The sequence below is a fragment of the Streptomyces sp. NPDC031497 genome, assembly GCF_055580905.1.
In genome coordinates this window covers 137,012-159,150 of sequence record NZ_JBVIKO010000013.1, presented here as the reverse complement: position 1 = coordinate 159,150, position 22,139 = coordinate 137,012, and the positions used below count along the sequence as shown (strand labels likewise).

Annotated in this window: 18 protein-coding genes; 9 read left to right on the top strand and 9 right to left on the bottom strand. The window is 71.8% G+C overall.

Annotated features, from left to right (window positions below; all coding sequences use genetic code 11):
• Positions 1 to 222: 222 nt before the first annotated feature.
• Both ACZ5K7_RS26220 and ACZ5K7_RS26215 read left to right on the top strand, forming a co-directional pair.
• On the top strand, positions 223 to 1,752 hold the full coding sequence (locus ACZ5K7_RS26220) for an SDR family oxidoreductase (RefSeq protein ID WP_468916755.1): 1,530 nt from the start codon (positions 223 to 225) through the stop codon (positions 1,750 to 1,752).
• Positions 1,753 to 1,826: 74 nt separating this feature from the next.
• On the top strand, positions 1,827 to 3,200 hold the full coding sequence (locus tag ACZ5K7_RS26215; protein WP_450973532.1) for a cryptochrome/photolyase family protein: 1,374 nt from the start codon (positions 1,827 to 1,829) through the stop codon (positions 3,198 to 3,200).
• Between the two features lie 281 nt (positions 3,201 to 3,481).
• Here the strand turns inward: ACZ5K7_RS26215 and ACZ5K7_RS26210 are convergent, their stop codons facing one another.
• Positions 3,482 to 4,519 carry a MerR family transcriptional regulator gene (locus ACZ5K7_RS26210; RefSeq protein ID WP_468916752.1) on the bottom strand — a complete coding sequence of 346 codons (1,038 nt, stop codon included), beginning with the start codon at positions 4,517 to 4,519 and terminating at the stop codon, positions 3,482 to 3,484.
• A gap of 174 nt (positions 4,520 to 4,693) precedes the next feature.
• Here ACZ5K7_RS26210 and ACZ5K7_RS26205 point away from each other — a divergent pair, with 174 nt between their 5' ends.
• Positions 4,694 to 5,284 (top strand): sigma-70 family RNA polymerase sigma factor, encoded by a 591-nt coding sequence (locus ACZ5K7_RS26205; RefSeq protein WP_468916749.1) that lies wholly within the window; start codon positions 4,694 to 4,696, stop codon positions 5,282 to 5,284.
• Between the two features lie 232 nt (positions 5,285 to 5,516).
• The gene (locus tag ACZ5K7_RS26200) at positions 5,517 to 5,957 is read left to right on the top strand and encodes an SPW repeat protein (RefSeq protein ID WP_351707555.1); all 441 of its coding nucleotides are present in this window, start codon (positions 5,517 to 5,519) and stop codon (positions 5,955 to 5,957) included.
• A 73-nt stretch (positions 5,958 to 6,030) separates the two neighbouring features.
• Here ACZ5K7_RS26200 and ACZ5K7_RS26195 read toward each other — a convergent pair whose 3' ends face one another.
• From ACZ5K7_RS26195 to ACZ5K7_RS26185, 3 genes are all read right to left on the bottom strand, one after another.
• The gene (locus ACZ5K7_RS26195) at positions 6,031 to 6,798 is read right to left on the bottom strand and encodes an ArsR/SmtB family transcription factor (RefSeq protein WP_468916745.1); all 768 of its coding nucleotides are present in this window, start codon (positions 6,796 to 6,798) and stop codon (positions 6,031 to 6,033) included.
• A gap of 82 nt (positions 6,799 to 6,880) precedes the next feature.
• Positions 6,881 to 7,393, bottom strand: coding sequence for a GNAT family N-acetyltransferase (locus ACZ5K7_RS26190; protein WP_468916743.1), 513 nt, complete (start codon positions 7,391 to 7,393; stop codon positions 6,881 to 6,883).
• 61 nt (positions 7,394 to 7,454) lie between these two features.
• The gene (locus tag ACZ5K7_RS26185; RefSeq protein WP_468916741.1) at positions 7,455 to 8,933 is read right to left on the bottom strand and encodes an APC family permease; all 1,479 of its coding nucleotides are present in this window, start codon (positions 8,931 to 8,933) and stop codon (positions 7,455 to 7,457) included.
• Between the two features lie 140 nt (positions 8,934 to 9,073).
• Here ACZ5K7_RS26185 and ACZ5K7_RS26180 point away from each other — a divergent pair, with 140 nt between their 5' ends.
• Both ACZ5K7_RS26180 and ACZ5K7_RS26175 read left to right on the top strand, forming a co-directional pair.
• Positions 9,074 to 10,261 (top strand): ROK family transcriptional regulator, encoded by a 1,188-nt coding sequence (locus tag ACZ5K7_RS26180; RefSeq protein ID WP_351707543.1) that lies wholly within the window; start codon positions 9,074 to 9,076, stop codon positions 10,259 to 10,261.
• A 112-nt stretch (positions 10,262 to 10,373) separates the two neighbouring features.
• The gene (locus ACZ5K7_RS26175; RefSeq protein ID WP_468916738.1) at positions 10,374 to 13,121 is read left to right on the top strand and encodes a glycoside hydrolase family 2 protein; all 2,748 of its coding nucleotides are present in this window, start codon (positions 10,374 to 10,376) and stop codon (positions 13,119 to 13,121) included.
• Here ACZ5K7_RS26175 and ACZ5K7_RS26170 read toward each other — a convergent pair.
• Positions 13,108 to 14,538 (bottom strand): hydrolase, encoded by a 1,431-nt coding sequence (locus tag ACZ5K7_RS26170; RefSeq protein WP_468916737.1) that lies wholly within the window; start codon positions 14,536 to 14,538, stop codon positions 13,108 to 13,110. The genes ACZ5K7_RS26175 and ACZ5K7_RS26170 overlap by 14 nt on opposite strands.
• Positions 14,539 to 14,755: 217 nt before the next feature.
• On the opposite strand from ACZ5K7_RS26170, the gene ACZ5K7_RS26165 reads away from it, so the two are divergent.
• Positions 14,756 to 15,019, top strand: a complete 264-nt coding sequence (locus ACZ5K7_RS26165; RefSeq protein WP_351707534.1) for a GlsB/YeaQ/YmgE family stress response membrane protein — start codon at positions 14,756 to 14,758, stop codon at positions 15,017 to 15,019.
• 28 nt (positions 15,020 to 15,047) lie between these two features.
• Here ACZ5K7_RS26165 and ACZ5K7_RS26160 read toward each other — a convergent pair whose 3' ends face one another.
• Positions 15,048 to 15,824 (bottom strand): GNAT family N-acetyltransferase, encoded by a 777-nt coding sequence (locus tag ACZ5K7_RS26160; RefSeq protein ID WP_468916735.1) that lies wholly within the window; start codon positions 15,822 to 15,824, stop codon positions 15,048 to 15,050.
• Between the two features lie 138 nt (positions 15,825 to 15,962).
• On the opposite strand from ACZ5K7_RS26160, the gene ACZ5K7_RS26155 reads away from it, so the two are divergent.
• Positions 15,963 to 16,322 (top strand): hypothetical protein, encoded by a 360-nt coding sequence (locus tag ACZ5K7_RS26155; RefSeq protein WP_468916733.1) that lies wholly within the window; start codon positions 15,963 to 15,965, stop codon positions 16,320 to 16,322.
• Here the strand turns inward: ACZ5K7_RS26155 and ACZ5K7_RS26150 are convergent.
• A complete protein-coding gene (locus ACZ5K7_RS26150; RefSeq protein WP_468916730.1) occupies positions 16,274 to 17,128 on the bottom strand; it encodes a GNAT family N-acetyltransferase in 855 nt (284 codons plus the stop codon). The two genes, ACZ5K7_RS26155 and ACZ5K7_RS26150, sit on opposite strands and share 49 nt — an antisense overlap.
• A gap of 282 nt (positions 17,129 to 17,410) precedes the next feature.
• Positions 17,411 to 18,085, bottom strand: coding sequence for a chaplin (locus ACZ5K7_RS26145; RefSeq protein ID WP_468916727.1), 675 nt, complete (start codon positions 18,083 to 18,085; stop codon positions 17,411 to 17,413).
• Positions 18,086 to 18,484: 399 nt separating this feature from the next.
• On the opposite strand from ACZ5K7_RS26145, the gene ACZ5K7_RS26140 reads away from it, so the two are divergent.
• Entirely contained in the window at positions 18,485 to 20,098 is a 1,614-nt protein-coding gene (locus ACZ5K7_RS26140) for an alpha/beta hydrolase (RefSeq protein ID WP_468916724.1), read from the top strand.
• Between the two features lie 3 nt (positions 20,099 to 20,101).
• On the opposite strand, the gene asnB is transcribed toward ACZ5K7_RS26140, so the two are convergent.
• Positions 20,102 to 21,940 carry an asparagine synthase (glutamine-hydrolyzing) gene (asnB, locus tag ACZ5K7_RS26135; RefSeq protein ID WP_468916721.1) on the bottom strand — a complete coding sequence of 613 codons (1,839 nt, stop codon included), beginning with the start codon at positions 21,938 to 21,940 and terminating at the stop codon, positions 20,102 to 20,104.
• Positions 21,941 to 22,139: the final 199 nt, after the last annotated feature.

Sequence of the window (22,139 nt, the reverse complement as noted above, 5' to 3'; positions counted from 1 at the left end):
GACACCTCCAGCGTCCTTCCCTCGGCCGGATCCGGCCCCTGTCCTGCGGTTCGTCTGCCCGCGATCGGCGCGGACATGCCCAGAGTGCCGGCCCGGGTCCGCCGTCCACCGCTCCCGGTCGACGGTTGTCGCCGACGGGCAGACCATGGAATCCGCCGCATCCGAAACGACGGCACACGTGGAAGTGTCTCCAGGGGGGCCGACGCGGAGGACGCAGAGCTGATGAACGCTGACGACCACGCCCCCGGCCCGCGTTGCCTGGTGACCGGGGCGACCGGATACATCGGCGGCAGGCTGGTGCCGGAGCTGCTCGCCGAGGGCCATCGGGTGCGCTGTCTGGCGCGCTCCCCGGGCAAGCTGCGCGACCACCCCTGGGCCGGGCGGGCGGAGGTGGTGCGGGGCGATGTCACGGACGCCGCCGACGTCGCCGAGGCCATGCGGGGCGTCGACGTGGCCTACTACCTGGTGCACGCGCTGGGCACCGGCGCCGACTTCGAGGCGACGGACCGGAAGGCGGCGCGGATCTTCGGCGAGGCGGCCCGGACCGCGGGAGTGCGGCGCGTCGTCTACCTCGGCGGCCTGACGCCGTCGGGCGTGCCGGAGTCCGAGCTGTCGCCGCATCTGCGCTCGCGGGCCGAGGTGGGCCGGATCCTGCTGGACTCCGGCGTGCCCACGACCGTGCTGCGGGCCGCGGTCGTCATCGGTTCGGGCTCCGTCTCCTTCGAGATGCTGCGCTATCTCACCGAACGTCTGCCGGTCATGATCACCCCCAGCTGGGTGCGCACCCGCATCCAGCCCGTGGCGGTCCGCGACGTGCTGCGGTATCTCGTCGGCAGCGCACTGATGCCGGCCGGCGTCAGCCGCGCCTTCGACATCGGCGGACCGGACGTGCTGACCTACCGCGACATGATGCTGCGGTACGCGGCGGTCGCCGGACTGCCCCGCCGGATCATCCTCCCCGTGCCGGTGCTGACCCCCGGCCTGTCCAGTCACTGGGTCGGGCTGGTCACCCCGGTCCCCGCGTCCATCGCCCGGCCGCTGACCGAGTCGCTGCGCCACGAGGTCGTCTGCCACGAGCACGACATCGCGCGGTACGTGCCGGACCCGCCCGGGCATCCGTTCGGCTTCGACGAGGCGGTACGGCTGGCCCTGCAGCGCATCCAGGACGCGCAGGTGACCACCCGCTGGTCGTCGGCGGCGGTGCCCGGCGCGCCCAGCGATCCGCTGCCCACCGACCCCGACTGGGCGGGCGGCAGCCTGTACACGGACCGGCGGGAGCTGACCGTGAACGCCTCTCGCGAGGCCCTGTGGCGGGTGATCGAGGGGATCGGCGGGGACAACGGCTGGTACTCCTTCCCGCTGGCCTGGGCGGTGCGGGGCGGCCTGGACCGGCTGGTGGGCGGGGTGGGGCTGCGCCGGGGGCGGCGGGACGCGGCGCGGCTGCGGGCCGGCGACTCGCTGGACTTCTGGCGGGTGGAGGAGATCGAGCCCGGCCGTCTGCTGCGGCTGCGGGCCGAGATGCGGCTGCCGGGTCTCGCCTGGCTGGAGATGTACGCCGACACCGACCCTGCGGGCCGTACCCGCTACCGCCAGCGGGCCATGTTCCATCCGCACGGGCTGCTCGGCCACGCCTACTGGTGGAGCGTCTCCCCCTTCCATGCGGTCGTGTTCGGCGGCATGGCCCGCAACATCGCGCTCGCCGCGGCCCGTGTCCCGGCCACCCTCGCGAGGGAGTCCGCACCTGGCGGGTGACGGCCGCATCCGCGGGGCTCGCCGGGCCGGAAGTACCTCACCGGCCGCCCGCCCTTCGACCCCGGAGAAGCACCATGAACGTCTCGGTCGTCCTCTTCACCGCCGACCTGCGGCTGCACGACCATCCGCCGCTGCGGGCCGGGAACGAGGCCCGCGAGGTGGTTCCGCTGTTCGTACGCGACACGGGCGTCACGGACGCCGGGTTCGCCGTGCCCAACCGGCTGGCGTTCCTCGCCGACTGCCTGCGGGACCTCGACGGCGGTCTGCGCAGGCGGGGCGGGCGGCTGGTGGTGCGTTCCGGCGACGTCGTCGAGGAGGTGTGCAAGGTGGCCGCCGAGACGGACGCCGACGAAGTTCATCTGGCCGGCGACGTCAGCGCCTACGCCCAGCTGCGGGAACGGCGGCTGCGCCGGGCGCTGGAGGCGGAGGGGCGGCGGCTGCACGTGCACGACACCGTGACCACCGCCGTGCCGCCCGGTGACCTCACCCCGGCCTCCTCGGACCACTTCGCCGTCTTCACCCCGTACTTCCGCCAGTGGTCCGGGGTGCGGCTGCGCGACGTGCTGGCCGCGCCGCGCACCGTGCGGGTCCCGGACGGGGTCGGCTCCGAGGGTCTGCCCTCCCGCGCGGACCTCACCGGGGTGTCCGAAGGCCTGGCGGCCGGCGGGGAGACGGAGGGCCGCGGGCGCGTCTCCGCCTGGCTGCGCGGCGGGATCGGCGCGTACGAGGACCGCCACGACGATCTGGCGGGCGACGCCACCTCCCGTCTCTCGCCCCATCTGCACTTCGGGACGGTCTCCCCCGTCGAACTGGTCCACCGGGCACGCGGGGCGGACGGGCCCGGCGCCGAGGCCTTCGTCCGGCAGATCGCCTGGCGCGACTTCCACCGCCAGGTGCTCGCCGCCCGGCCCGCGGCCGCCACCGCCGACTACCGGACCAAACGCGACCGCTGGCGCTCCGCGTACGCCGCGCGCGAGGACATCCGGGCCTGGAAGGAGGGACGCACCGGCTACCCGGTGATCGACGCGGCGATGCGCCAGCTGCGCCACGAGGGCTGGATGCACAACCGGGGCCGGCTGCTGGCCGCGAGTTTCCTCGCCAAGACCCTGTACGTCGACTGGCGCGTGGGCGCCCGTCACTTCCTGGACCTCCTGGTCGACGGTGACGTCGCCAACAACCAGCTCAACTGGCAGTGGATGGCGGGCACCGGCACCGACACCCGCCCCAACCGCGTCCTCAATCCCGTGACCCAGGCCAGGCGCTACGACCCCGACGGAGCGTACGTCCGCCGCTGGGTCCCCGAACTCGCCGCGCTCGACGGCCCGGCGGTGCACGAACCCTGGAAGCTGCGGGGGCAGGACCGGGCCGGTCTCGACGACTACCCGGACCGGGTCGTCGAGCTCTCCGAAGGCCTCGCCCGCTTCAGGCGGGCCCGCGCCCGCGACTGAGGGAACCCCGCGGACCCGCCCGGCGGGCGACCCCCGCACGACCCGGGGCGCTCCACGGCCCGGACCGCCTCCACGGCCTCGGCGAAGTCCCGCGCGAGGAGCGGCTACGGGGCGGCGGCCCGTCCTGACCCCGGTGGCCGACCGGCCGCGGTGCGGGTCGCCAGCACCTCGCGGGCGGCGCGGGGTCCCGGAGGCGAGGGCGGTGCCGTCGGCCGCGACGGCACCGTCGCCGGTGCGGACGGTCAGGCGGCCGCTGCCCGGTCCTCCCTCGGGAGCGATCGTCAGGACACTTCGCCGGAAGCTCCTTCCCGGTACGCGGCGGAGAGGATGTCGAGGGCGTGCTGCAGGCTCGGTGGGCGGGGCATCCCTCGCGCCGCGGACGGAGCGGACCAGCCTGGTCCGCCCAGCACGACCAGGGGACGGCGGCGTGCACCCGCCACCCCCCACTGGGTGTCGGCGACATGCCGGGCCAGCGGCAGGCTGGCCGTGGAGCGCGCCTGCGCCCACAGCACCACGGCCGACGGGCCCAGCCGCCGCACCGCCGCCGCGAGCGCCTCCGCCGGGACGGCGGCACCGAACATGCGGGTGGGCAGGCGCAGTTCACCCAGTCCGGCGTTGAGCGCCTCGATCGGCAGGGTGTGCTGCTCGCCGGGTACGCAGGCCAGGACGACGGGTCCGGCGCCCTGGCCGGGCGGCGGGGTGCGCCGGCGCAGGGTGGTGGAGACGTGCCAGGACAGCAGGTGCTCGACCTCGACGTAACGGTCGCCGGACGAGAGCCACTTGCGCCCCACGGCGTGCAGGGTCGGCACCATCACCTCCTGCCAGGCGACGGTGAGACCGTACTGCTCCACGGCGGCGGTCAGCAGTTCCTCGACGGCCGGGGCGTCCAGCCGTACGGCCGCGCGGGCCAGCCCCCGGCACTCCTGGCGCACGTCGGCGAGCGGCAGTGCGCCGGCCGCGTGCGAGGAGCCATGGTCCGGCGGCCGCGCCGTCGTCCCGGCCGTCCCCGGCGATGCCTCGGCCGTCTCCCTGGCGGCACGGGCCGCCTCGGCCGGCGGCACGCCCGACGAGGTCAGGCGGCACATCTCCTCGAGCACGGCCACATCCTGCGGGGTCCAGCGGCGGTGCCGTCCGTCGGCGCGGACCGCGGGCCCGATGCCGTAGCGGCGGTCCCAGGAGCGGAGCGTGGTGGGCGCCACCCCCAGCCGACGGGCCAGCGCACCGGTCGTCAGGGGCACGCCTGCCGTCGTTGCGGACCGCCTCGGCCGGTCCCGCACCTCGCCGTGCGGGGAGTCCCCGCGCGCGGATGGCTGACTCATGGCAGCGACTATACGACGCAGAAACGATGCGAGTTGATGACCAGGTTCCGGCCCCCGGACGATGGCTGGGCCAGGGCCCGCGTCGGCGGCCGTCCCGAGTCCGCACTTCCGGCAGCCGCCCGGCCGGGCCAGGAGTCCCCGGAGGGTCGCCGTGCGACCGGAGGAGCCGCCGTCATGAGCCCGCAGGACAGTGCCGTCACATCGGCGCCGACGGCGGAGTCCCGCACCGACGAGGAGCTCGCGCGCGGGCTCGCGGCGGGTGACGAGGACTGTCTGGAGGCGGCCTATCACCGCTGGTCGGCCTTGGTGCACACGCTGGCCTGGCGGTCCCTGGGCGACGCCAGGGAGGCGGAGGACGTGACCCAGCAGGTGTTCCTCGGGGTGTGGCGCGGGCGCCGGGGTTTCTGCCCGGAGCGCGGCTCGATCGGCGGCTGGATCACGGGGATCACCAGGCGGAAGATCGCCGACGCGCTGGCCGCCCGGACCCGCCGGCTCGCCGTGATCGCGTCGGCCGGCTCGTCGCTCGCCCTGGCCGATCCGACGGCCCGTCAGCCCGACGCGGCCCTCGACCGGGTCATCGTCCTGCACGAGCTGGCCAAGCTGCCCGCCCCTCAGCAGCGGGTGCTGCGTCTGGCCTTCTACGAGGACCTCACCCACACCCAGATCGCGGAGCGTACCGGCTGGCCGCTGGGCACGGTGAAGAGTCACGCCCGCCGCGGCCTGTGCCGGCTGCGCGGCTGTCTCCAGCCGGAGGTGGGCGGCTGAGCCGCTCACCGGTTCGCCGTCCGCACGCTCTTTCGACGCAGAAACGCTCCGAGCTCCATGACAGGCCCCGGCCCGCACCGCATCCGCGAGGCGGGAGAGGGCGCAAGAAGGGACGAGCCGGTGAGGGCGCCCCGCCTACACATAAAGGAGAAATAAGGGCAGAATGTCCAGTAGCGGCGTATAACGCACGCACCAGACGCGGTCAGGCCTGCACAGTCAAAGGAGACGACTCATGGCCAACGTCTCGCACGGCAGAAGCGACATATCGAGCCACCCCGATGTAGGCGAGATGCGGGAGCGCTACGACCGCATGCTCGGCGGTCGCGATGTGGCCCTCGTGGACGGACCGGTGTTCCTGCTCGGTCTGTACTGCGCGGCCTCCCCGTGGATCCTTCACTACACGGCGAGCCAGCCGGCTCTGATGACCCACAACCTGATCATGGGTATAGCCATAGGCCTGCTGGCACTGGGGTTCACCCGGGCTCCGGAGCGCATGTACGGCCTCAGCTGGGCCATGTGCGCCCTGGGCATCTGGATGATCATCGCGCCCTGGGTGGTCGGCCGCAGCCCGGACACGGGCGTCATCATCAACAACGTGATCATCGGCGCGCTGGCACTCTGCCTCGGGCTGGTGTGTGCCGCTTCGGCGGCCCGGCGGACGCCCATGTCGTAGCCACACCGAGCTCCTCCTCGGAAGGGAGGACGCGGGGCCGGTCCGGTGACGGCGGACCGGCCCCGCCGCGTGTTCACCGGCCGGGCACCAGCCAGGGCTCCTGCGGGAGCGGACCGCCGGTCTCGATGAGGGACTTCAGGTTGGACAGCACGGCCGGCCAGCCGGCCGAGATGGCGCGCAGTTCGTCCTCGCCGTCCAGGTCCTCGTGGGTGACGGTGAGCCGGACGATGTCGGCGTGCGGCTGGATGTCGAAGGTGACCCGGGAGTGCCGGTCCGGCTCACCCTCGTGCTCCGGCGCGGCCCAGCTGGTAACCAGCCGGGTCGGGCGCTCGCTCTCGACGACGGTGCCGACCACGTCGGCGATGCCGGAGCCGTCGGTGCGTACATGCTCCCAGCGGGAGCCGGGCCGCCAGTCGGAGACGTTGGAGTGCCCCCAGTAGACGGCGGTCAGGTCGGCGTCCGTGAGGGCGTCCCAGACCTTCTCGGGGGTGCTGGCGATGTAGGTGACGTAGCCATAGCTGGGCTTGTCGCTCATGGCTTCCTCGGCTCGTCGCTTCAGGTCGCCGAGCGCGCGCAGCCGCGGGCGCTCGAACTTGTCGATCCACCGCTCCTGGATCTCGTGGAGCGGCACGGGGTTGAGGTAATGCAGCTTCTCCCGCCCCCGCCGCACCGTGCTGATCAGATGCGCGGCCTCCAGGACGGCCAGGTGCTGGGTCACCGACTGCCGGGTCATCGCGATGCGCTCGCACAGCTCACCCAGCGTCTGCCCGTTGTGCTCGTGCAGCCGGTCCAGCAACCGCCTGCGCGTGTCGTCGGCCAGCGCCTTGAAGACCTGGTCCATCCCACTGTCATCCTCTGATCGCACACTCAACGTTATGCAGGCAGTTACTTGCATGTCAATTCCGGCAGCACGTGGCGCGCGCTCAGGCCCCCACGCCGAACGAGATCCACACGTCCGGCGGCAGCTCCGGCAGGCCCGGCACCGGGCGGGTCTCCTCCGTCCAGGCGTCGCCCGCGAGCTCGGCCGCGACCCGCCGCCAGAAGGCGACGGCGCCCGGGTTCTCGTACTGGAACGCGATCTCCCAGCTGCCCGGATGCCGGGTGAGGACCTCACGGACGGTCCGCAGCCCGAGGCCCGTCCGGCGGGCGCCGCGGACCACGAAGAAGCTGTTGAGCACCCGCACGGGCGCGCCCAGGCCCCGGACGAACGCGAAGCCGACCGGATGCTCGCCCTGTACGAACAGGTAGGGCGCCCAGTCGGGCGAGGAGAAGGCGTCCTCGACGCGTTCGCTGCGGAACGTTCCGTCGGTGCCGGGCAGGAGCCGGTGGAACTCGGACAGGTCGTGGCGGAACATCAGCCACAACCGTTCGACGGCAGGGCGGTCCTCGATGGAGGCCGGGCGGACGACGACGTCGGTTTCTGCGGTGTCGGACATGAAAAAAGCCTCACCCGACGGGAGTTGGTCCCGTCGGGTGAGGCTGATGTGTATTCGGAGACTACACCGCGACCGGGCTCTCGGGTGTCACATACTCCTCACTGATCTCCTTGCGCCCGAACGGCCACACCTTCTCCAGGCGGGCCCAGACCAGGAACGCCACGCAGCCGAGGGCGAGCCAGGCCAGGGACCACTCGATGGGGTGACGGCCTGGGGAGTTCCGGTCGGCGTAGCCGTAGATCACGCACCAGCCGGCGAAGGCGACGATGCTCGGCACGGGGTAGAGCCACATGCGGTAGGGCCGTTTCAGCGTCGGCCGGCGGCGGCGCAGCACCGTGAGCGCGAGGATCTGGGCGAGCGCCTGCACGATCACCATCACGGTGGTGAGCAGCTGGATCAGCGTGGCCAGGTCGGTGTGGCGGCCGATCAGGAAGCCGATCGCGGTGATCACGCCCATGGTGGCCAGGCCCAGCATCGGGAAGCGGTGCCTGGGGTGGAGCTTCTCGTAGGGGCGGAAGAAGACGCGGTCGCGGGCCGCGTCGTAGGGCACCCGGGAGCCGCCGAGCAGGCCGGTGAAGACCGAGGCGAAGGCCGTGATCAGGATCAGTACGGTCACGGTGTCGGCGGCGCCCTTGCCCCAGGTCTTCTCCAGCACCGCGGAGGCGACCGAGGTCGAGGCGATGTCGTCCGGGTTCGTCATACGGTGCCAGTCGATGACGCCGAGGGTGCCGATCTGCAGCAGCAGGTAGATCGCCATGATGCCGACGATCGAGTAGAGGATGGAGCGTGGCAGGACACGGCCCGGGTCCTTGATCTCGGCGCCCATGTAGGCGGTGGTGTTGTAGCCGAGGTAGTCGTAGATGCCGATGGTCAGGCCCGCCGCGAAGCCCAGCCAGAAGTGGTCGCCGGTCAGGTCGAAGGCGTGCGCCGGGTACGTGAACGCCAGGTGCGGGCTGAAGTCGGTGGCCGCGGCGACGATCACCAGCAGCACCGAGGCGATCATCACCGTCCACATCACGGCGGTGATCCGGGCGATGTGCTCGATGCCCCGCCAGAGCAGGAGCACCACCAGGGCGATGATGCCGAGCCCGATCAGGTCGCCGGAGGTCTGGCCGAGTCCGGGGGCGAGATAACCCAGGTACTGCACGAAGCCGACCACACCCGTGGACATGATCAGCGGGATGAAGAGCATCGCCGTCCAGACGAACAGGAACGGCATCAGGCGTCCGGTGCGGTACTGGAAGGCCTGGCGCAGATAGACGTAACTGCCGCCGGAGCCGGGCATCGCGGCGCCCAGCTCGGCCCAGACGAGGCCGTCGCAGAGCGCGAGCACGGCGCCCGCGACGAAGCCGATCACCGCCTGCGGGCCACCGAACGCGGACACCATCAGCGGGATGGTCACGAACGGGCCGATGCCGCACATCTGGCTCATGTTGATGGCGGTGGCCTGGAACAGGCCGACGCGCCGGACGAAACCGCCTTCGGACGGCGGGCTACCAGGGCCGAGGGGACTACCGGGGCTACCGGGACTACCGGACATGGGGGCTCCTGAACGAGGCACTGGGGGAAGTGGCGGGACGCGGACGACGGACGGCGGCCGTTTCGGCGGGATGGCCGATAAAGTTAAGGAGCCTTACTAGACGCGTCAAGTATGCGTCAGGAATCGGTGAGAATGGTGTGATGGCCGCCAGCGACGTCGTAGAGCAGCAGGAACAGCCCTGGAGCCGGCAGCGACTGCGCAGCACCAACGAGCGGCTGCTGCTGGACCGGCTGCGCCGGCTCGGTTCCGCCTCCCGTGCCCAACTCGCCCGCGAGACCGGCCTGTCGAAGCCGACGGTGTCCAGCGCGCTCGCGGCACTGGAGTCGGCGGGCCTGGTCCACGAGGTCGGCACCCACGCCCCGGAGCGCGGCCGCACCGCCGTGCTGTACGCGCCCGACCCGGCGGCCGGGTACGCGCTCGGCGTCGACGTGGGCCGCGGCTGGCTGCGGGTGGCGGTCGCCGACCTGGACGGCACCCTGGTGGCCCGCTCCGACGTGCGCAACCGGGCCCGCGGCTCGGGCGCGATGGCCGACCTGCTGGTCACCACCGCACGGCAGGTCGTCGCCAACTCCGGGGTCGATCCGGCCGAGGTGGTGCACGGGGTGGTGGGCACGCCCGGTGTGTACGACGAGCGGCAGCGGCGGGTGCGGTACGCGATGCATCTGCCGGGCTGGGGGCGCGCCGGGCTGTTCGACCGGATGCACGAGGAGCTGGGCGTCCCGCTGGAGGTGCACAACGACGCCAATCTCGCGGCGCTCGGCGAGTACACGTACGGCGTCGGGGCGGGCAGCCGGCTGTTCGCGTACATCATGATCGGCACCGGTCTGGGGATGGGGGTCGTCAGCGAGGGGCGGCTGTTCACGGGGGCGCACGGGCTCGCCGGGGAGATCGGTTTCCTGCCCTGGCCCGGACGGCAGCGCAAGCCCGAGCGGCTGGAGGACGCGGTGTCCGGGGTGGCCGTGGTCGAGGCGGCCCGCCGGTTCGGGATGACCGGCCAGCTCACCGCGAAGTCCGTGTTCGACGCGGCCCGGCAGGGCGACCCCGCCGCCGTCGAGGCGGTACGCCTTGAGGGCGAGCGGATCGCCCACACGGTGGCGGCGGCCGCCGCCGTACTCGACCCCGACCTGGTGGTGCTGGGCGGCGGGGTCGGCCACAGCGTCGACCTGCTGCTGCGCCCGGTACGGGAGCATCTGCGCACGCTCACCCCGCTGCGCCCGAAGCTCGCGCCCAGCCGGCTCGGCGAGGACGCGGTGCTGCTCGGCGCGGTGGCCACGGCCCTCGACACCGCCCGTGACCTGGTCTTCGAGCGCAGGTCGGGCACGGCCTGAATCCGGCGCGGCGACCTCACCCGGGCGCCACGGTGATTGACACCGCCCTCTCGGATCCCTAGCTTGAGGCGGGTTAGTAAAGTTTCCTAACTTTACGAGCCTGGAGACCACCGTGTTCCCTCGCCGCGCCCCCGGACACCGCCTCGCCACGGCCACCGTGGCCCTGGGCCTGCTCGGTTCACTCAACACCAGCGCCTGGGCCGGGGCCCACGACCCGGCCCACGGGCCCGCCCGGATCACCCGTGTGCCGTCCACCGCCGGGTCGCAGACCCCGCTGTCCGGCTACGCCATCCGGTCGACGGCCGACGTGAGCGACTCGGCGTCGGCGGTCTCCTCCCCCGGCTATCCCGCCAAGGGCTGGTATCCGGCGGGCCCCCGCTCCACGGTGCTGGCCGCGCTCCTCGCCGACGGCGTGTACGACGACCCGTTCGTCTCCACCAACCTGCAGAAGATCCCCAAATCGCCCTTCCAGGTGCCCTGGTGGTACCGCAGCGACTTCACCGTGACGGACACCTCCCAGCGCACCTATCTGGACTTCAGCGGGGTGATCTCGGCGGCCGAGGTGTACGTCAACGGCCACCGGGTCGCGACGACCGCCGACGTCACCGGCGCCTACACGCACCACGAGCTGGACGTCACCTCGCTGGTCGGGGCCGGGACCAACACGGTCGCCTTCCGCATCCAGCCCAATAACCCGAACAAGAACCTCACCATGGGCTGGCTCGACTGGCTCCAGCCCCCGCCCGACCAGAACATGGGCATCGTCCGTGACGTCCTGGTCCGGCGCGGCGGCCCGGTCGCGCTGCGCTACGCGCACGTGGTGACGAACCTCGCGGTGCCGTCCCTCGCGACGGCCGACCTGACGGTGAAGGCACAGGCCCGCAACGACTCGGACACCCCGGTCACCACCGAGGTCTCGGGCACGGTCGCCGGGGTGGCCGTCACCAGATCGGTCGCCCTCGCCGCCCACCAGACCAAGACCGTCACCTTCACCCCCGCCGACGTCCCCGGCCTGCACCTGACCTCCCCGAAGGTGTGGTGGCCGGCCGGCATGGGCGGCCAGCCGCTGTACGACCTCGACCTCACCGCCTCGGTCAGCGGGACGGCGTCGGACACCGCACACGAGAGCTTCGGCATCCGCGACGTGCGGGCCCCGCTGAACTCCGACGGCGCCCGCCAGTACTCGATCAACGGCCGCAGGCTGCTGATCAAGGGCGGCGGCTGGTCACCGGACGAGTTCCTGCGCTGGGATTCGACCTACGTCGAGGACCGCCTCAGGTACGCCGTGGACCTGGGCCTCAACGCCATCCGGCTAGAAGGTCACATCGAGCCCGACGAGTTCTTCGACCTCGCCGACCGCCTCGGCGTCCTCACCCTGCCCGGCTGGGAGTGCTGCGACAAGTGGGAGGGGCAGACCAACAGCGGCGAGAGCGGCGAGAAGTGGACCGCCGCCGACTACCCCGTCGCCCAGGCCTCGATGGCCGCCGAGGCCGCCCGGCTGCGTGACCACCCGAGCGTGATCTCCTTCCTGATCGGCAGCGACGCCGCGCCCGACGCGAAGATCGAGAAGAGCTATCTGGACGCCCTGGACGCCGCCGACTGGGCCGCCCCGGTGGTTCCCGCCGCCTCGGACAAGTCGGCTCCCCAGCTTGGCAGTTCTGGCATGAAGATGACCGGCCCCTACGACTGGGTCCCGCCGGGCTACTGGTACGCCAAGCGCGAGGGCGGCGCCACCGGCTTCAACTCGGAGACCAGCGCCGGCCCGGACATCCCCACCCTCGACACCCTGCGCCGGATGATGACCCCGGCCGAACTCGACACCCTCTGGAAGAACCCGGACGCCAAGCAGTACCACCGCTCACCGTCCGCGACCTTCGGCACCCTGAAGATCTACGACGCCGCCCTCACCGGCCGCTACGGCGCCCCGAAGAGCCTCACCGACTACGTCCGCAAGGCGCAGCTCGCCCAGTACGAGAACGTCCGCGCCCAGTACGAGGCGTACGGGCGCAACCAGACCGACGCCGCCAAGCCGTCCACCGGGGTCGTCTACTGGATGTTCAACAGCGGCTGGACGTCCCTGCACTGGCAGCTGATGGACCGTTACCTCGACCAGGGCGGCGCCTACTTCGGCGCGAAGAAGGCCAACGAGCCGCTGCACGTCCAGTACTCCTACGACGACCGCACGGTGGCCGTGGTGAACAACCGGCACACCGCGGAGTCCCGGCTCACCGCGCGGGTGACGCTCTTCGACCCGGACGGCACCCAGCGGTACGACCGGACCGTCACCGGCCTCTCGGTCAAGGGCGACGGCGCGCACACCACCGCGCTCACCCTGCCGGCGTCGGTGAGCGGGCTGGCGTCCACGTACCTGGCGCGGCTGGTCCTGACCGACGCGGCCGGCCAGGAGGTGAGCCGCAACGTCTACTGGCTCTCCACCAAGGCGGACACCCTCGACTGGGCGAAGACCGACTGGTGGCACACGCCGACGACGAGCTACGCGGATCTGAAAGGGCTGACGTCGATGGCCCAGGTGCCGGTCACGGCCACGGCGTCGACCACGGCCGCGGACGGCATGTCCACCACCACGGTGACGGTCCGCAACGCTGGTACGGACAAGACCCCGGCCCTGCTCACGGACGTCCATCTCGTCGACACGAACGGCAGGCCGGTGCTGCCGGTGCGGTGGTCGGACAACGAGGTCAGCCTGTGGCCGGGCGAGTCGGCGACCCTGACGGCCACCTACCGCACCGCCGATCTGCACGGCTCGGAGCCCCGGGTGCGGGTCTCCGGCTGGAACGCGGCGGAGCGGACGGTTCCGGCAGCCGCGCCGGAACCGTCCGCCGGGCTCAGCTCACGTTGAGCGCGGTGTCGTCGATGACGAAGGACGTCTGGAGGGTCGACCCCTCGACGCCGCTGAACTTGATGGTGGCCGTGGTGCCCGCGAGGGAGGAGACGTCGAAGCTCTTCAGGACGTATCCGGAGGCCGCGTTGAGGTTCGAGTACGTGGCCAGGGTGGTGGATCCGGCTGTCACCGTCAGCTTGTCGTAGGCGGTGCTGGTGGTGGTCTCCGCGGTGTCCACGTGCAGATAGAAGCTGAGGGTCGCGGAGCAGCCGGACGGAATGGTCACCGACTGGGACAGCGTGTCGGTGTGGGCCGATCCGTAGCCGTCGAGCCAGGCCTTGTACGAGCCGGTGCGGGCGGCCTCGCTGCTGGAGTTGGTGATGACCCCGCTGCTGCCGGTCCAGGTGGTGTTGCCGGACTCGAAGCCGGGGTTGCCGAGCAGCTGGGCGGCGGTGCAGGTGCCGCCACCACCACCGCCGCCGCCTCCGCCGCTGCTGCCGCCCCCGGCGAGCCAGGCGGTGGCGTTCAGGGCGAGGGCCGCGTTGGTCGCGCCGCTGTCGTTCCAGCCGTCGTACAGCGTGTTGCCCGACTGGCCGGTGCCGTCGTCGACGGGCGAGGTGTCGCCCCAGAAGGCGACGCGTCCGCTGCCGAAGGTGCTGGTCGCGAAGAAGGCGCCGGTGTTGCCGGAGTAGCCGCTGCGGTAGAGGAGGCCCTTGACGGCGGAGTTGTCCGACGGCTTCAACGTCGCCGTCGTACCGTCGGCGATCAGGCTCTTGGTGACGGTGCCGAAGGAGCCGTGCAGGACCGGGTCGGTGCTGTCACTGATCGCGGCCGGGTAGCCGGAGCTGATGTCGAGCGTGTCGATCGAGAAGCCGAACGGGTCGGTCGAGTCGACGCTGTTGTTCGTCATCAGGTCGTTGAAGATCTCGACGGCGTCGTAGCCGTCGTTGTTGCGGTCGGCCCCGGTGTGGTCGGAGACCATGAACAGGCCGCCGCCGTTCTTCACGAAGTTCATGATGGCCGTCTTCTCGGCGGTCGTGAACAGCGTGTTGGGCTCGGGCAGCACCAGCGCGTCGAAGTTCGACAGGTCGGTCGTCGACGAACCGCCGTACGTCAGGGCGCTGGTGGCGGTCTTGAGGCTGTAGCTGCCGGTCTTCTGCAGGGCGACGCCCCATGACGAGAGCGCGCCGGTCCAGTCCGTCTCCGAGGAGGGGGAGGAGTCCTGGGAGAGCGGGTCGGGCTTGCTGGTGGAGATGATCCAGTCCGCGTTGCCGGCCTCTTCGGCGTGGCCGTCGTCGAACAGGACACGGTAGGTGGTGGCCGCGTGGGCGGGGGCGGCCGCGGTGCCGACCTGGAGGGCGGCTCCCGCGGTGAGCAGGGCGAACCCGGCCAGGGCGGTGGTGATTCTGTGGCGGGATCTGCTGGATCCAAACATCCGGCGAACCTCCATGAGGGGGTGGGGTTGAGGCGGTGGGGGCGCCAACTCTTCGCGCGTAGAACCTGGTTGAGATTTCTACACGCGTCGACTCATTGAAAGGTACATGGCATGTCGGATCGATGAACAGAAAACCGCTGTAACAACCGGAGGGGACTGCCGGCGAATTGAGCGGGCAGATTGGACTTCAGCGGAGTTCAGACGTAGAGGGGCGGACATGGAGATCTCGGGCATCATCAGTGCCATCATCATCGGTATCATCATCGGTGTGCTGGGGCGCCTGGTCGTCCCCGGCCGCCAGCACATCGGCATTCTGCTGACCATCGTCGTCGGCATCGTGGCGGCGCTGCTGGGCTCGGCGATCGCGGCCGGCTTCGGCGTGGCGGACACGAAGGGGCCGGACTGGATCGAGTGGTTCATCCAGATCGCGCTGGCGGCACTGGGAGTGGCGGCACTCGACCGGAGCAGGGCGCGCCGCTAGGGCCACTCCTGCGGCCGAAGCGCGCTGCTCACATCGCGTAGAGGTACGGCGTGGTCGTGCTCAGCGCGTGGAAACCCAGTCGCTGGAGGATCGGCTGGCTCATAGGAGACGCGTCCACCTGCAGATACCGATAGCCGTGAGCCGCGGCGGCACGGGCCCGATGGGCTACGAGGGCGCGATAGACACCGCGCCCCCGCCACCCCTCCACCGTGCCGCCGCCCCACAACCCGGCGAATCGCGTCCCCGGCACCAGCTCCATCCGGGCGGCGCTCACCGGCTCGTCCCCGGCCAGGGCGACGACCGCGACCACGGTGTCGGGCTGCTGGGCGAGCCGCGTCAGCAACCGGTGCCGCAGCGACGAACCGTCCGTGCCGAAGGCCTTCTCATGGACGTCCACCACGAGATCGACGCCCGCCGCGTCCAGGGCGGGCACCACCCGCACGCCGTCCGGAAGTTCGGCGTCGACCGTCAGCCCGGCACCCTCGGCGATCATCAGCGTCTCCTCCGGTTCGGGCCGGAATCCCGCCTCGACAAGCCTCGCCCCGAGGTCCGACGGGAGGTCATGGCTGTAGAGCTTCCACTCGAAGTCGCGGCCCAGCCCCCGGAAGCGGTCGATCTGCTCGGCGATCGCACGATCCGCGGTCGTCTCGTCCAGGGCCGACCAGACGACGCCGTTCCATCCCTCGCTGTCCGCCACATGGCGCACCACGGCGCCGACGCGCTCGATACGCGCGCCGGGACCCTCGGGCCGGGCGCCCTCGCGCATGTCACGGTCGTACAGAGCGAGCACCGCTTGATGATCCATCCGGGCACTCCACCATCCGCGCTCCGGCGCTGCAACGCAATTACCCGCTCCCGTGCGGCCGCACGGCCGCCAGGTACGCGGCGAGCCGGTCCCGGTTGCGGGCCAGGCAGCCGATGCCGGTACGCCGGCACGCCCGCGGTGCTGGTCGGCTCCGTCGCCCTGTGGGGCGCGGCCTTCGGCGGGGCACCGACCCTGATCCAGACGGCGCTGGTCAACGCCTCGGGGCCCGCCGACGCCGAGGTGGCGACCTCGCTGCAGACCACCGTCTACAACACGGGCGTCGCCGCCGGTTCGCTGACCGACGGCCTCGCCCTGGACCGGCCGGGCGCGGCCACGCTGCCCTGGACCGCGCTGCCGCTGGTGTCGGCGGCGCTCGTGGTCGTCGCGCTGGGCCGGCGGCACGCGTTTCCAAGCGGCCGGTACGGCCCGGGACGCGACCGCCCGGCCGGTCAGCCGAGTTCGAGCGTCGTCACCCCGAAGACCCGCCGCAGGGCGTAGTCGCGGACCGGGCCCGTGTACATGCGGGCGGTCTCGAACGAGGGGGTGAATCCGGCCTCTTCGGCCAGCGCGACACCCGCGGTGCTGATCTCGGGCACGTCGACGGCGACCTGGCGGCCGGCCGCCTCGGCCATCAGGGCGGTGAACAGGGCGCGGGCGTCCTCGGCGGTGTCGGCGAACAGGGGGCCGATGCGCAGGCAGTCGTGACCGGGTCGGATCACGCCGTAACCGGTGAGGCGGTCGCCGTCGTGGCGGACGAACGCCCGGTGGCCGGCGCCGGTCAGCCAGGCGGCCACGAACCGCGGCCGGTCGGCCGGGCCGCAGGCGCTGTCGTACGCCGTGACCGCCGACAGGTCGGCGGCGTGTGCCGGGCGGACGCCCGCGGGGACCTCGGCGACCGGGGCGGAACCCACGAACCGGGCGGTGCGGTAAGCCAGTTCGAAGCCCGACTGGCGGTAATTGTCCTGCTGGGCCACCACCCCGTCGAGGCCGACCGTACGGGTGCCGGCGTGCGCCAGCGCGGTCTTCCAGGTGGCGAGACCGTGGCCGCGGCCACGCAGGTCGGGGCGGACCAGGTACCAGCCCAGGAAGGCGTAGTCGGCGCCGTGGTTGACGACGGAGACGGCCGACACCGGTGCGCCGTCGACCCGGCCGATGAAGAACCCTTCGGGATCCTGGGCGAAGAAGGCGGGGATGTCCGACAGTCCGGGGTTCCAGCCCTCGTCAGCGGCCCAGCCGCGGACCACCGGCCAGTCGTCGGGCGTGGCCCGGGTGACGACGAGGTCCTGGGGGGCCGGAGAGGTCATCGATGCGCTCCATTCAGCGGCTGGTCAGGGTGGCCCGGACCGCCCGCACGATGCGGTCGGACAGCGCGGCGGGCGGTGCCGCGTCCGCAGCATCCTTCCCGATCACCGGGCGCCGCACCACGCCGGGATCAAGCCGTCGGCATGCACAACAGGATGCTTCGGCGGGCGTGTTGACCGAAACGGCTCCCCGGTGCACGGCACGGCACAGGCCCCACCGGTCGGGGTCCGGTGGGGCCTGCAGGCACGTTTCTGGGGGCGCCGCCTCGGCGGCGCCCCGGGCGGTCAGCGCATACGGCCAGGGCGGAAGCGCCGGTGCAGGACGGTCCCGGCGAGCAGCAGCGCCGCGCTGCCCGCTGCGGCGGCACCCGTGAGGTCCGTCCCGGTGTGGGCGAGCGTGGTCGTCGCTGGCGGGGCGGCGTCGACCGTCTTGGGGCCGGGGTGGGTCTTGACCGGGGTCGGGGCGGGCGGCTCCGGGGGCGAGGGCGGAGTCTCCGGCGTGCTCGGGTGATCGCCGGAGGTGTTCACCGAGGTGTTGCCGATGGCCGGATTGAGTGCCCCGACCACGTTCACGCTGTTGCCGCTCACGTTCACCGGGAGGTGGACCGGCAACTGGATGCCGTTGCCGGAGATCACTCCGGGCGAGTCCACCTCGGTGCCCTGCGCGTTCGCGCCGCCGGTGGTGGCCGAGCCGCCGGACTTGCCGTCACCGGCGCCGCCGCCCTCGTTCACGCAGGTGTTGCCGGCCGCCGGGTTCAGGAGCCCCACCACGTTGACGGTGTTCCCGCACACACTCACCGGGATGTGCACCGGCAGCTGAATGCCGTTGCCGGAGATGACCCCGGGCGAACCGGCCGCGACGCCGTCCGCGCCCGAGTCGGCCCAGGACGGGGCCGCCACGGCCATCGCACCGGAGGCGGCGGCGACGGCGATCACACCGTTTCGGGTAACCCGTTTCATAGGTTCCCTGCCTTCCAGACATTGTTGCGGGCGCTCGCCCGCACCGGTTAAACCGTGGCCGAGCCATGTGAGTTATGGCTTATCCGCATTTCACCCCATCGAGTGACATCGATATCGAACTCGGGGCAAAACCATGTATGGGACCGGAAGCCGGTGATCGCGGCAGGGTACGGCACCCCGGCCCGGCCCGCCCGCCGGGAGGCGAGCCCACCGGGACCCGCCTATGGTGATCGAAAGCCCTGATTTGGGTCCGCCCTGATTTAGGTCCGCCCTGATTTCGGTCCGCCCTGATTTCGGTCCGCCCTGATTTGGGTCCGCCCTGTTTTCGGTCCTGTTTTCGGTCCGCCCCGTTTTCCGCCCTGATTTCGGTCCGCCACGGAGCGTCCCTGGAGGCCCTCGATGCCGGCCATGCCCCGTCACCGGCCCGCCGTGCGTCGCTGTGCCGGCGCCGGAGCCGTCGCGCTGGCCCTGCTCGGCGCGGGGCTGCCCGCGACCGCGGCGTCGACGAGCGGCAAGGAGCCGGACCTGAGCCGCTTCTACCGGCAGAAGGCCCACTGGACGGCGTGCAAGGACGTGGAGCTGCCCAAGGACATGCAGTGCGCCAGGGTGACCGTGCCGCTCGACTACGCGAAACCGGCCCAGGGCACCATCGACCTGGCGCTGTCCCGTTACCGGGCGACCGGGAAGTCGCGGGGCTCGGTGCTGCTGAACTTCGGCGGCCCCGGCGGCTCGGGCGTCAGCGGCCTCGGGCAGGCCGGCAAGGACTTCATGAGCCTGACCAACGGCTATGACGTGGTCGGCTTCGATCCGCGCGGGGTCGGCCGCTCCTCCCCCGTCAGCTGCGGCGACGGCCTCGACGAGCCCTCGGACGACACGAGCACCGACAAGGTCCCCGACGTCGCCCACCCGCAGGCCCTGATGAAGATCCTCAAGCAGCTGACGGTCCGGTGCACCGAGCACTCCGGGCCCGTGCTGTCCCACATAGGCACCGTGAACGCCTCCCGGGACCTGGACGTCATCCGCCAGGCACTCGGCGACAACAAGCTGAACTACCTGGGCTTCTCCTACGGCACCAAGCTCGGCGCGGTGTACGCGGCGCAGTTCCCGCACAAGGTGGGCCGCATGGCCCTGGACGGTGTGGACACGCTGACCGAGTCGCTGGCCGAGCAGGGGGTGGCGGGCGCCCAGGGGCAGCAGACGGCGCTGGACGACTTCCTGGACTGGTGCGTCACGGACCTGGGGTGTCCGTTCGGGCAGGACCGGCGCAAGGCGGGCGAGGCGGTCGCGGAGCTGGTGCGCTCGCTGGACGAGAACCCGGTGCCGTCCGACTTCGGCGACCCCTTCTCCGGTCAGGACCTGGTGGGCGCCATCGGGCAGGGGCTGTACGGCAGGGAGCTGTGGCCGCTGCTGGAGCGGGCGCTGGCCTCCCTGATCGAGGACGGTGACACCCGGGGAGTGCAGAACATCGCGTCCGGCGGCTACGCCCTCCCCGTCGGGCAGCGCCGCGGCAGCGGGCTGGTGGACGGCGCCGACATCCCCGTGGACAACCTGTCGGCCGCCCTGATGGCGATCAACTGCGCCGACGACCCCGACCGGCCGAGCGCCCAGCGGCTCACCCAGGACGTCGACCGGCTCGGCAAGGAGTACCAGCAGGCGTCCCCGATCTTCGGCCGGTTCCGGCTGACCCAGGTGCTGCTCTGCTACGGCCGGCCGCGCGGCACCGACTTCATCCGCGACAAGGTGAAGGACGTGCCGTCCGCCCCGATGCTGCTGGTGGGCACGCGCGGCGACCCGGCGACGCCGTACCGCTGGGCGGTCGAGACGGCCAAACGGCTCGGGCCGTCAGCCGTGGTGCTGGACAACCGGGGCGACGGCCACACCGGGTACACGTCGTCCAGGTGCGTACACGGCAAGGTCGACGACTTCCTGCTGTACGGCACGCTGCCGGCCAACGGCAGCTCCTGCCCGGCCGACGCCGCGGACCTCGGCGCCGGCACCGCCTCGTCAGGCTGAGGCTCAGGACAGGGTGAGTTCGGGGTTGTACAGGTCGAGCCAGTGCGCCAGGTCGAGGGCGCGTTCCAGGCCGCGCCGGGCGGCGTGGCTGCTCAGCCCGGTCCGGTGGGCCGCGCGGTCCAGCTTCTCCCGGTCGACGAGGTCGAAGACCCGGTGGTCGGGCCGGGTCAGCAGGTCCTTGACCTGCTCCTGGAGGGCCCGGCCGTACTCCGGGTCCTGGGTGGACGGGTAGGGGCTCTTGACCCGGTCGTACACGGACTGCGGGAGAACGTCCCGGGTGGCCTCCCGGAGCAGGGTCTTCTCGCGGCCGTCGAAGGACTTCAGGGCCCAGGGCGCGTTGTAGACGTACTCGACCAGCCGGTGGTCGCAGAACGGCACCCGGACCTCCAGGCCGACGGCCATGCTCATCCGGTCCTTGCGGTCGAGCAGCATGCGGACGAAGCGGGTGAGGTGCAGATAGCTCATCCGGCGCATCCGGAACTCGAAGTCGCTCTCGCCGTCGAGGCGTTGGACGCCTGTGACGGCGGAGTGGTAGCCGTCGGCGATGTACGACTCCAGGTCGAGGGACTTGGTGAGGTCGGCGCGCAGGACGTCGGTGTCGTCGCCGAAGTGCCGGCCGGCCAGGTACAGCCAGGGGAAGGTGTCGGCGGTGCGTGCGTCCTCGTCGAAGAACTGCAGGTACCCGCCGAACACCTCGTCGGCGGACTCCCCCGACAGCGCGACGGTGGACTGGTCGCGGACGGCCCGGAAGAGCAGCAGCAGCGAGGCGTCCATGTCCCCGAACGCGGCCGGCAGGTCGCGGGCCCGGATCACCCGCTCGCGGACGGCGGGGTCGGCGAGGCTGTTCACGTCCAGGACGATGTCCTGGTGGTCGGTGCGGGCGAGCCGGGCCACGTCGTGCACGAAGGGCGTGTCGGGGGTGGAGCGCAGTTCGTCGGCGACGAAGTTGTCGGTCTGGCCGACGAAGTCGACGGCGAAGCTGCGGACCTTCTCGCCCTGCACGGCGAGCTGCCGGGCGGCCAGGGCGGTCATGGCCGAGGAGTCGAGGCCGCCGGAGAGCAGGGTACAGCGGGGCACGTCGGCGACCAGCTGGCGGCGCACGATGTCGTCGAGGAGTTCGCGGACGGTGGCCACGGTGGTGTCGCGGTCGTCGCCGTGCGGGCGGGTCTCCAGCCGCCAGTAGGTCCGGGTGCGCAGTCCGTGGCGGTCGACGGTGAGGACGGTGCCGGGTTCGACCTCGCGCATGCCCTCCCAGACGGCGTGCCCGGGGGTCTTGACCATGGTGAACAGCTCGCGCAGTCCGTCCAGGCCGACCCGGGGTCGGACCAGCGGGTTGGCCAGGATCGCCTTCGGCTCGGAGCCGAACAGGACGCCGTCCGGGGTCGGGTACAGGTAGAACGGCTTGATGCCCATACGGTCGCGGATCATCACGAGCTTGTCGTGGCGGCCGTCCCAGACGGCGAAGGCGTACATGCCGTTCAGCCGCTCGGCGACGGTGTCGCCCCACTCCACATAGCCGCGGAGTACCACCTCGGTGTCGGAGTCGGTGGTGAACTCGTGGCCTCGGTCGGCGAGTTCACGGCGCAGCTCGGTGAAGTTGTAGGCCTCGCCGGAGTAGACCATCGCGACGGTGCCGTCCGGGGTGCGGACGGTCATGGGCTGGCGGCCGCCGGGCAGGTCGATGATCGCGAGCCGGCGGTGTCCCAGGGCGGCGGGGCCCTCGCTCCAGGTACCCCGGTCGTCGGGACCGCGGCAGGCCATGGTCTCCGTCATTGCATCCAATGCGCGCGTCTCGGTGGTGAGGTCACGGTCGAAGGAGACCCAGCCGGTGATGCCACACATGTGTTACCTCCTGCTGCCGGTCCCCCGGGACAACACCCGCCACCTGCGGTTCCACGACGGAGGGCGATTGCCCGAGCGAACCACTTGTATTCAGCACCTATATAGCGAGCGTGCGCCCGGGACCCGGGCCGGTCAACCTGGCCGTAACACGGACGGCCGCCCCGCCTCACTCTTTCGGCCGCGCTTTGCCCGCGCGAGG

Coding starts and splice junctions, on each gene's coding strand:
- ACZ5K7_RS26220 (WP_468916755.1), top strand. CDS start 223: ATGAACGCTGACGACCACGCCCCCGGCCCGCGTTGCCTGGTGACCGGG.
- ACZ5K7_RS26215 (WP_450973532.1), top strand. CDS start 1,827: ATGAACGTCTCGGTCGTCCTCTTCACCGCCGACCTGCGGCTGCACGAC.
- ACZ5K7_RS26210 (WP_468916752.1), bottom strand. CDS start 4,519: ATGAGTCAGCCATCCGCGCGCGGGGACTCCCCGCACGGCGAGGTGCGG.
- ACZ5K7_RS26205 (WP_468916749.1), top strand. CDS start 4,694: ATGAGCCCGCAGGACAGTGCCGTCACATCGGCGCCGACGGCGGAGTCC.
- ACZ5K7_RS26200 (WP_351707555.1), top strand. CDS start 5,517: ATGGCCAACGTCTCGCACGGCAGAAGCGACATATCGAGCCACCCCGAT.
- ACZ5K7_RS26195 (WP_468916745.1), bottom strand. CDS start 6,798: ATGGACCAGGTCTTCAAGGCGCTGGCCGACGACACGCGCAGGCGGTTG.
- ACZ5K7_RS26190 (WP_468916743.1), bottom strand. CDS start 7,393: ATGTCCGACACCGCAGAAACCGACGTCGTCGTCCGCCCGGCCTCCATC.
- ACZ5K7_RS26185 (WP_468916741.1), bottom strand. CDS start 8,933: ATGTCCGGTAGTCCCGGTAGCCCCGGTAGTCCCCTCGGCCCTGGTAGC.
- ACZ5K7_RS26180 (WP_351707543.1), top strand. CDS start 9,074: ATGGCCGCCAGCGACGTCGTAGAGCAGCAGGAACAGCCCTGGAGCCGG.
- ACZ5K7_RS26170 (WP_468916737.1), bottom strand. CDS start 14,538: ATGTTTGGATCCAGCAGATCCCGCCACAGAATCACCACCGCCCTGGCC.
- ACZ5K7_RS26165 (WP_351707534.1), top strand. CDS start 14,756: ATGGAGATCTCGGGCATCATCAGTGCCATCATCATCGGTATCATCATC.
- ACZ5K7_RS26160 (WP_468916735.1), bottom strand. CDS start 15,824: ATGGATCATCAAGCGGTGCTCGCTCTGTACGACCGTGACATGCGCGAG.
- ACZ5K7_RS26150 (WP_468916730.1), bottom strand. CDS start 17,128: ATGACCTCTCCGGCCCCCCAGGACCTCGTCGTCACCCGGGCCACGCCC.
- ACZ5K7_RS26145 (WP_468916727.1), bottom strand. CDS start 18,085: ATGAAACGGGTTACCCGAAACGGTGTGATCGCCGTCGCCGCCGCCTCC.
- ACZ5K7_RS26140 (WP_468916724.1), top strand. CDS start 18,485: ATGCCGGCCATGCCCCGTCACCGGCCCGCCGTGCGTCGCTGTGCCGGC.
- asnB (WP_468916721.1), bottom strand. CDS start 21,940: ATGTGTGGCATCACCGGCTGGGTCTCCTTCGACCGTGACCTCACCACC.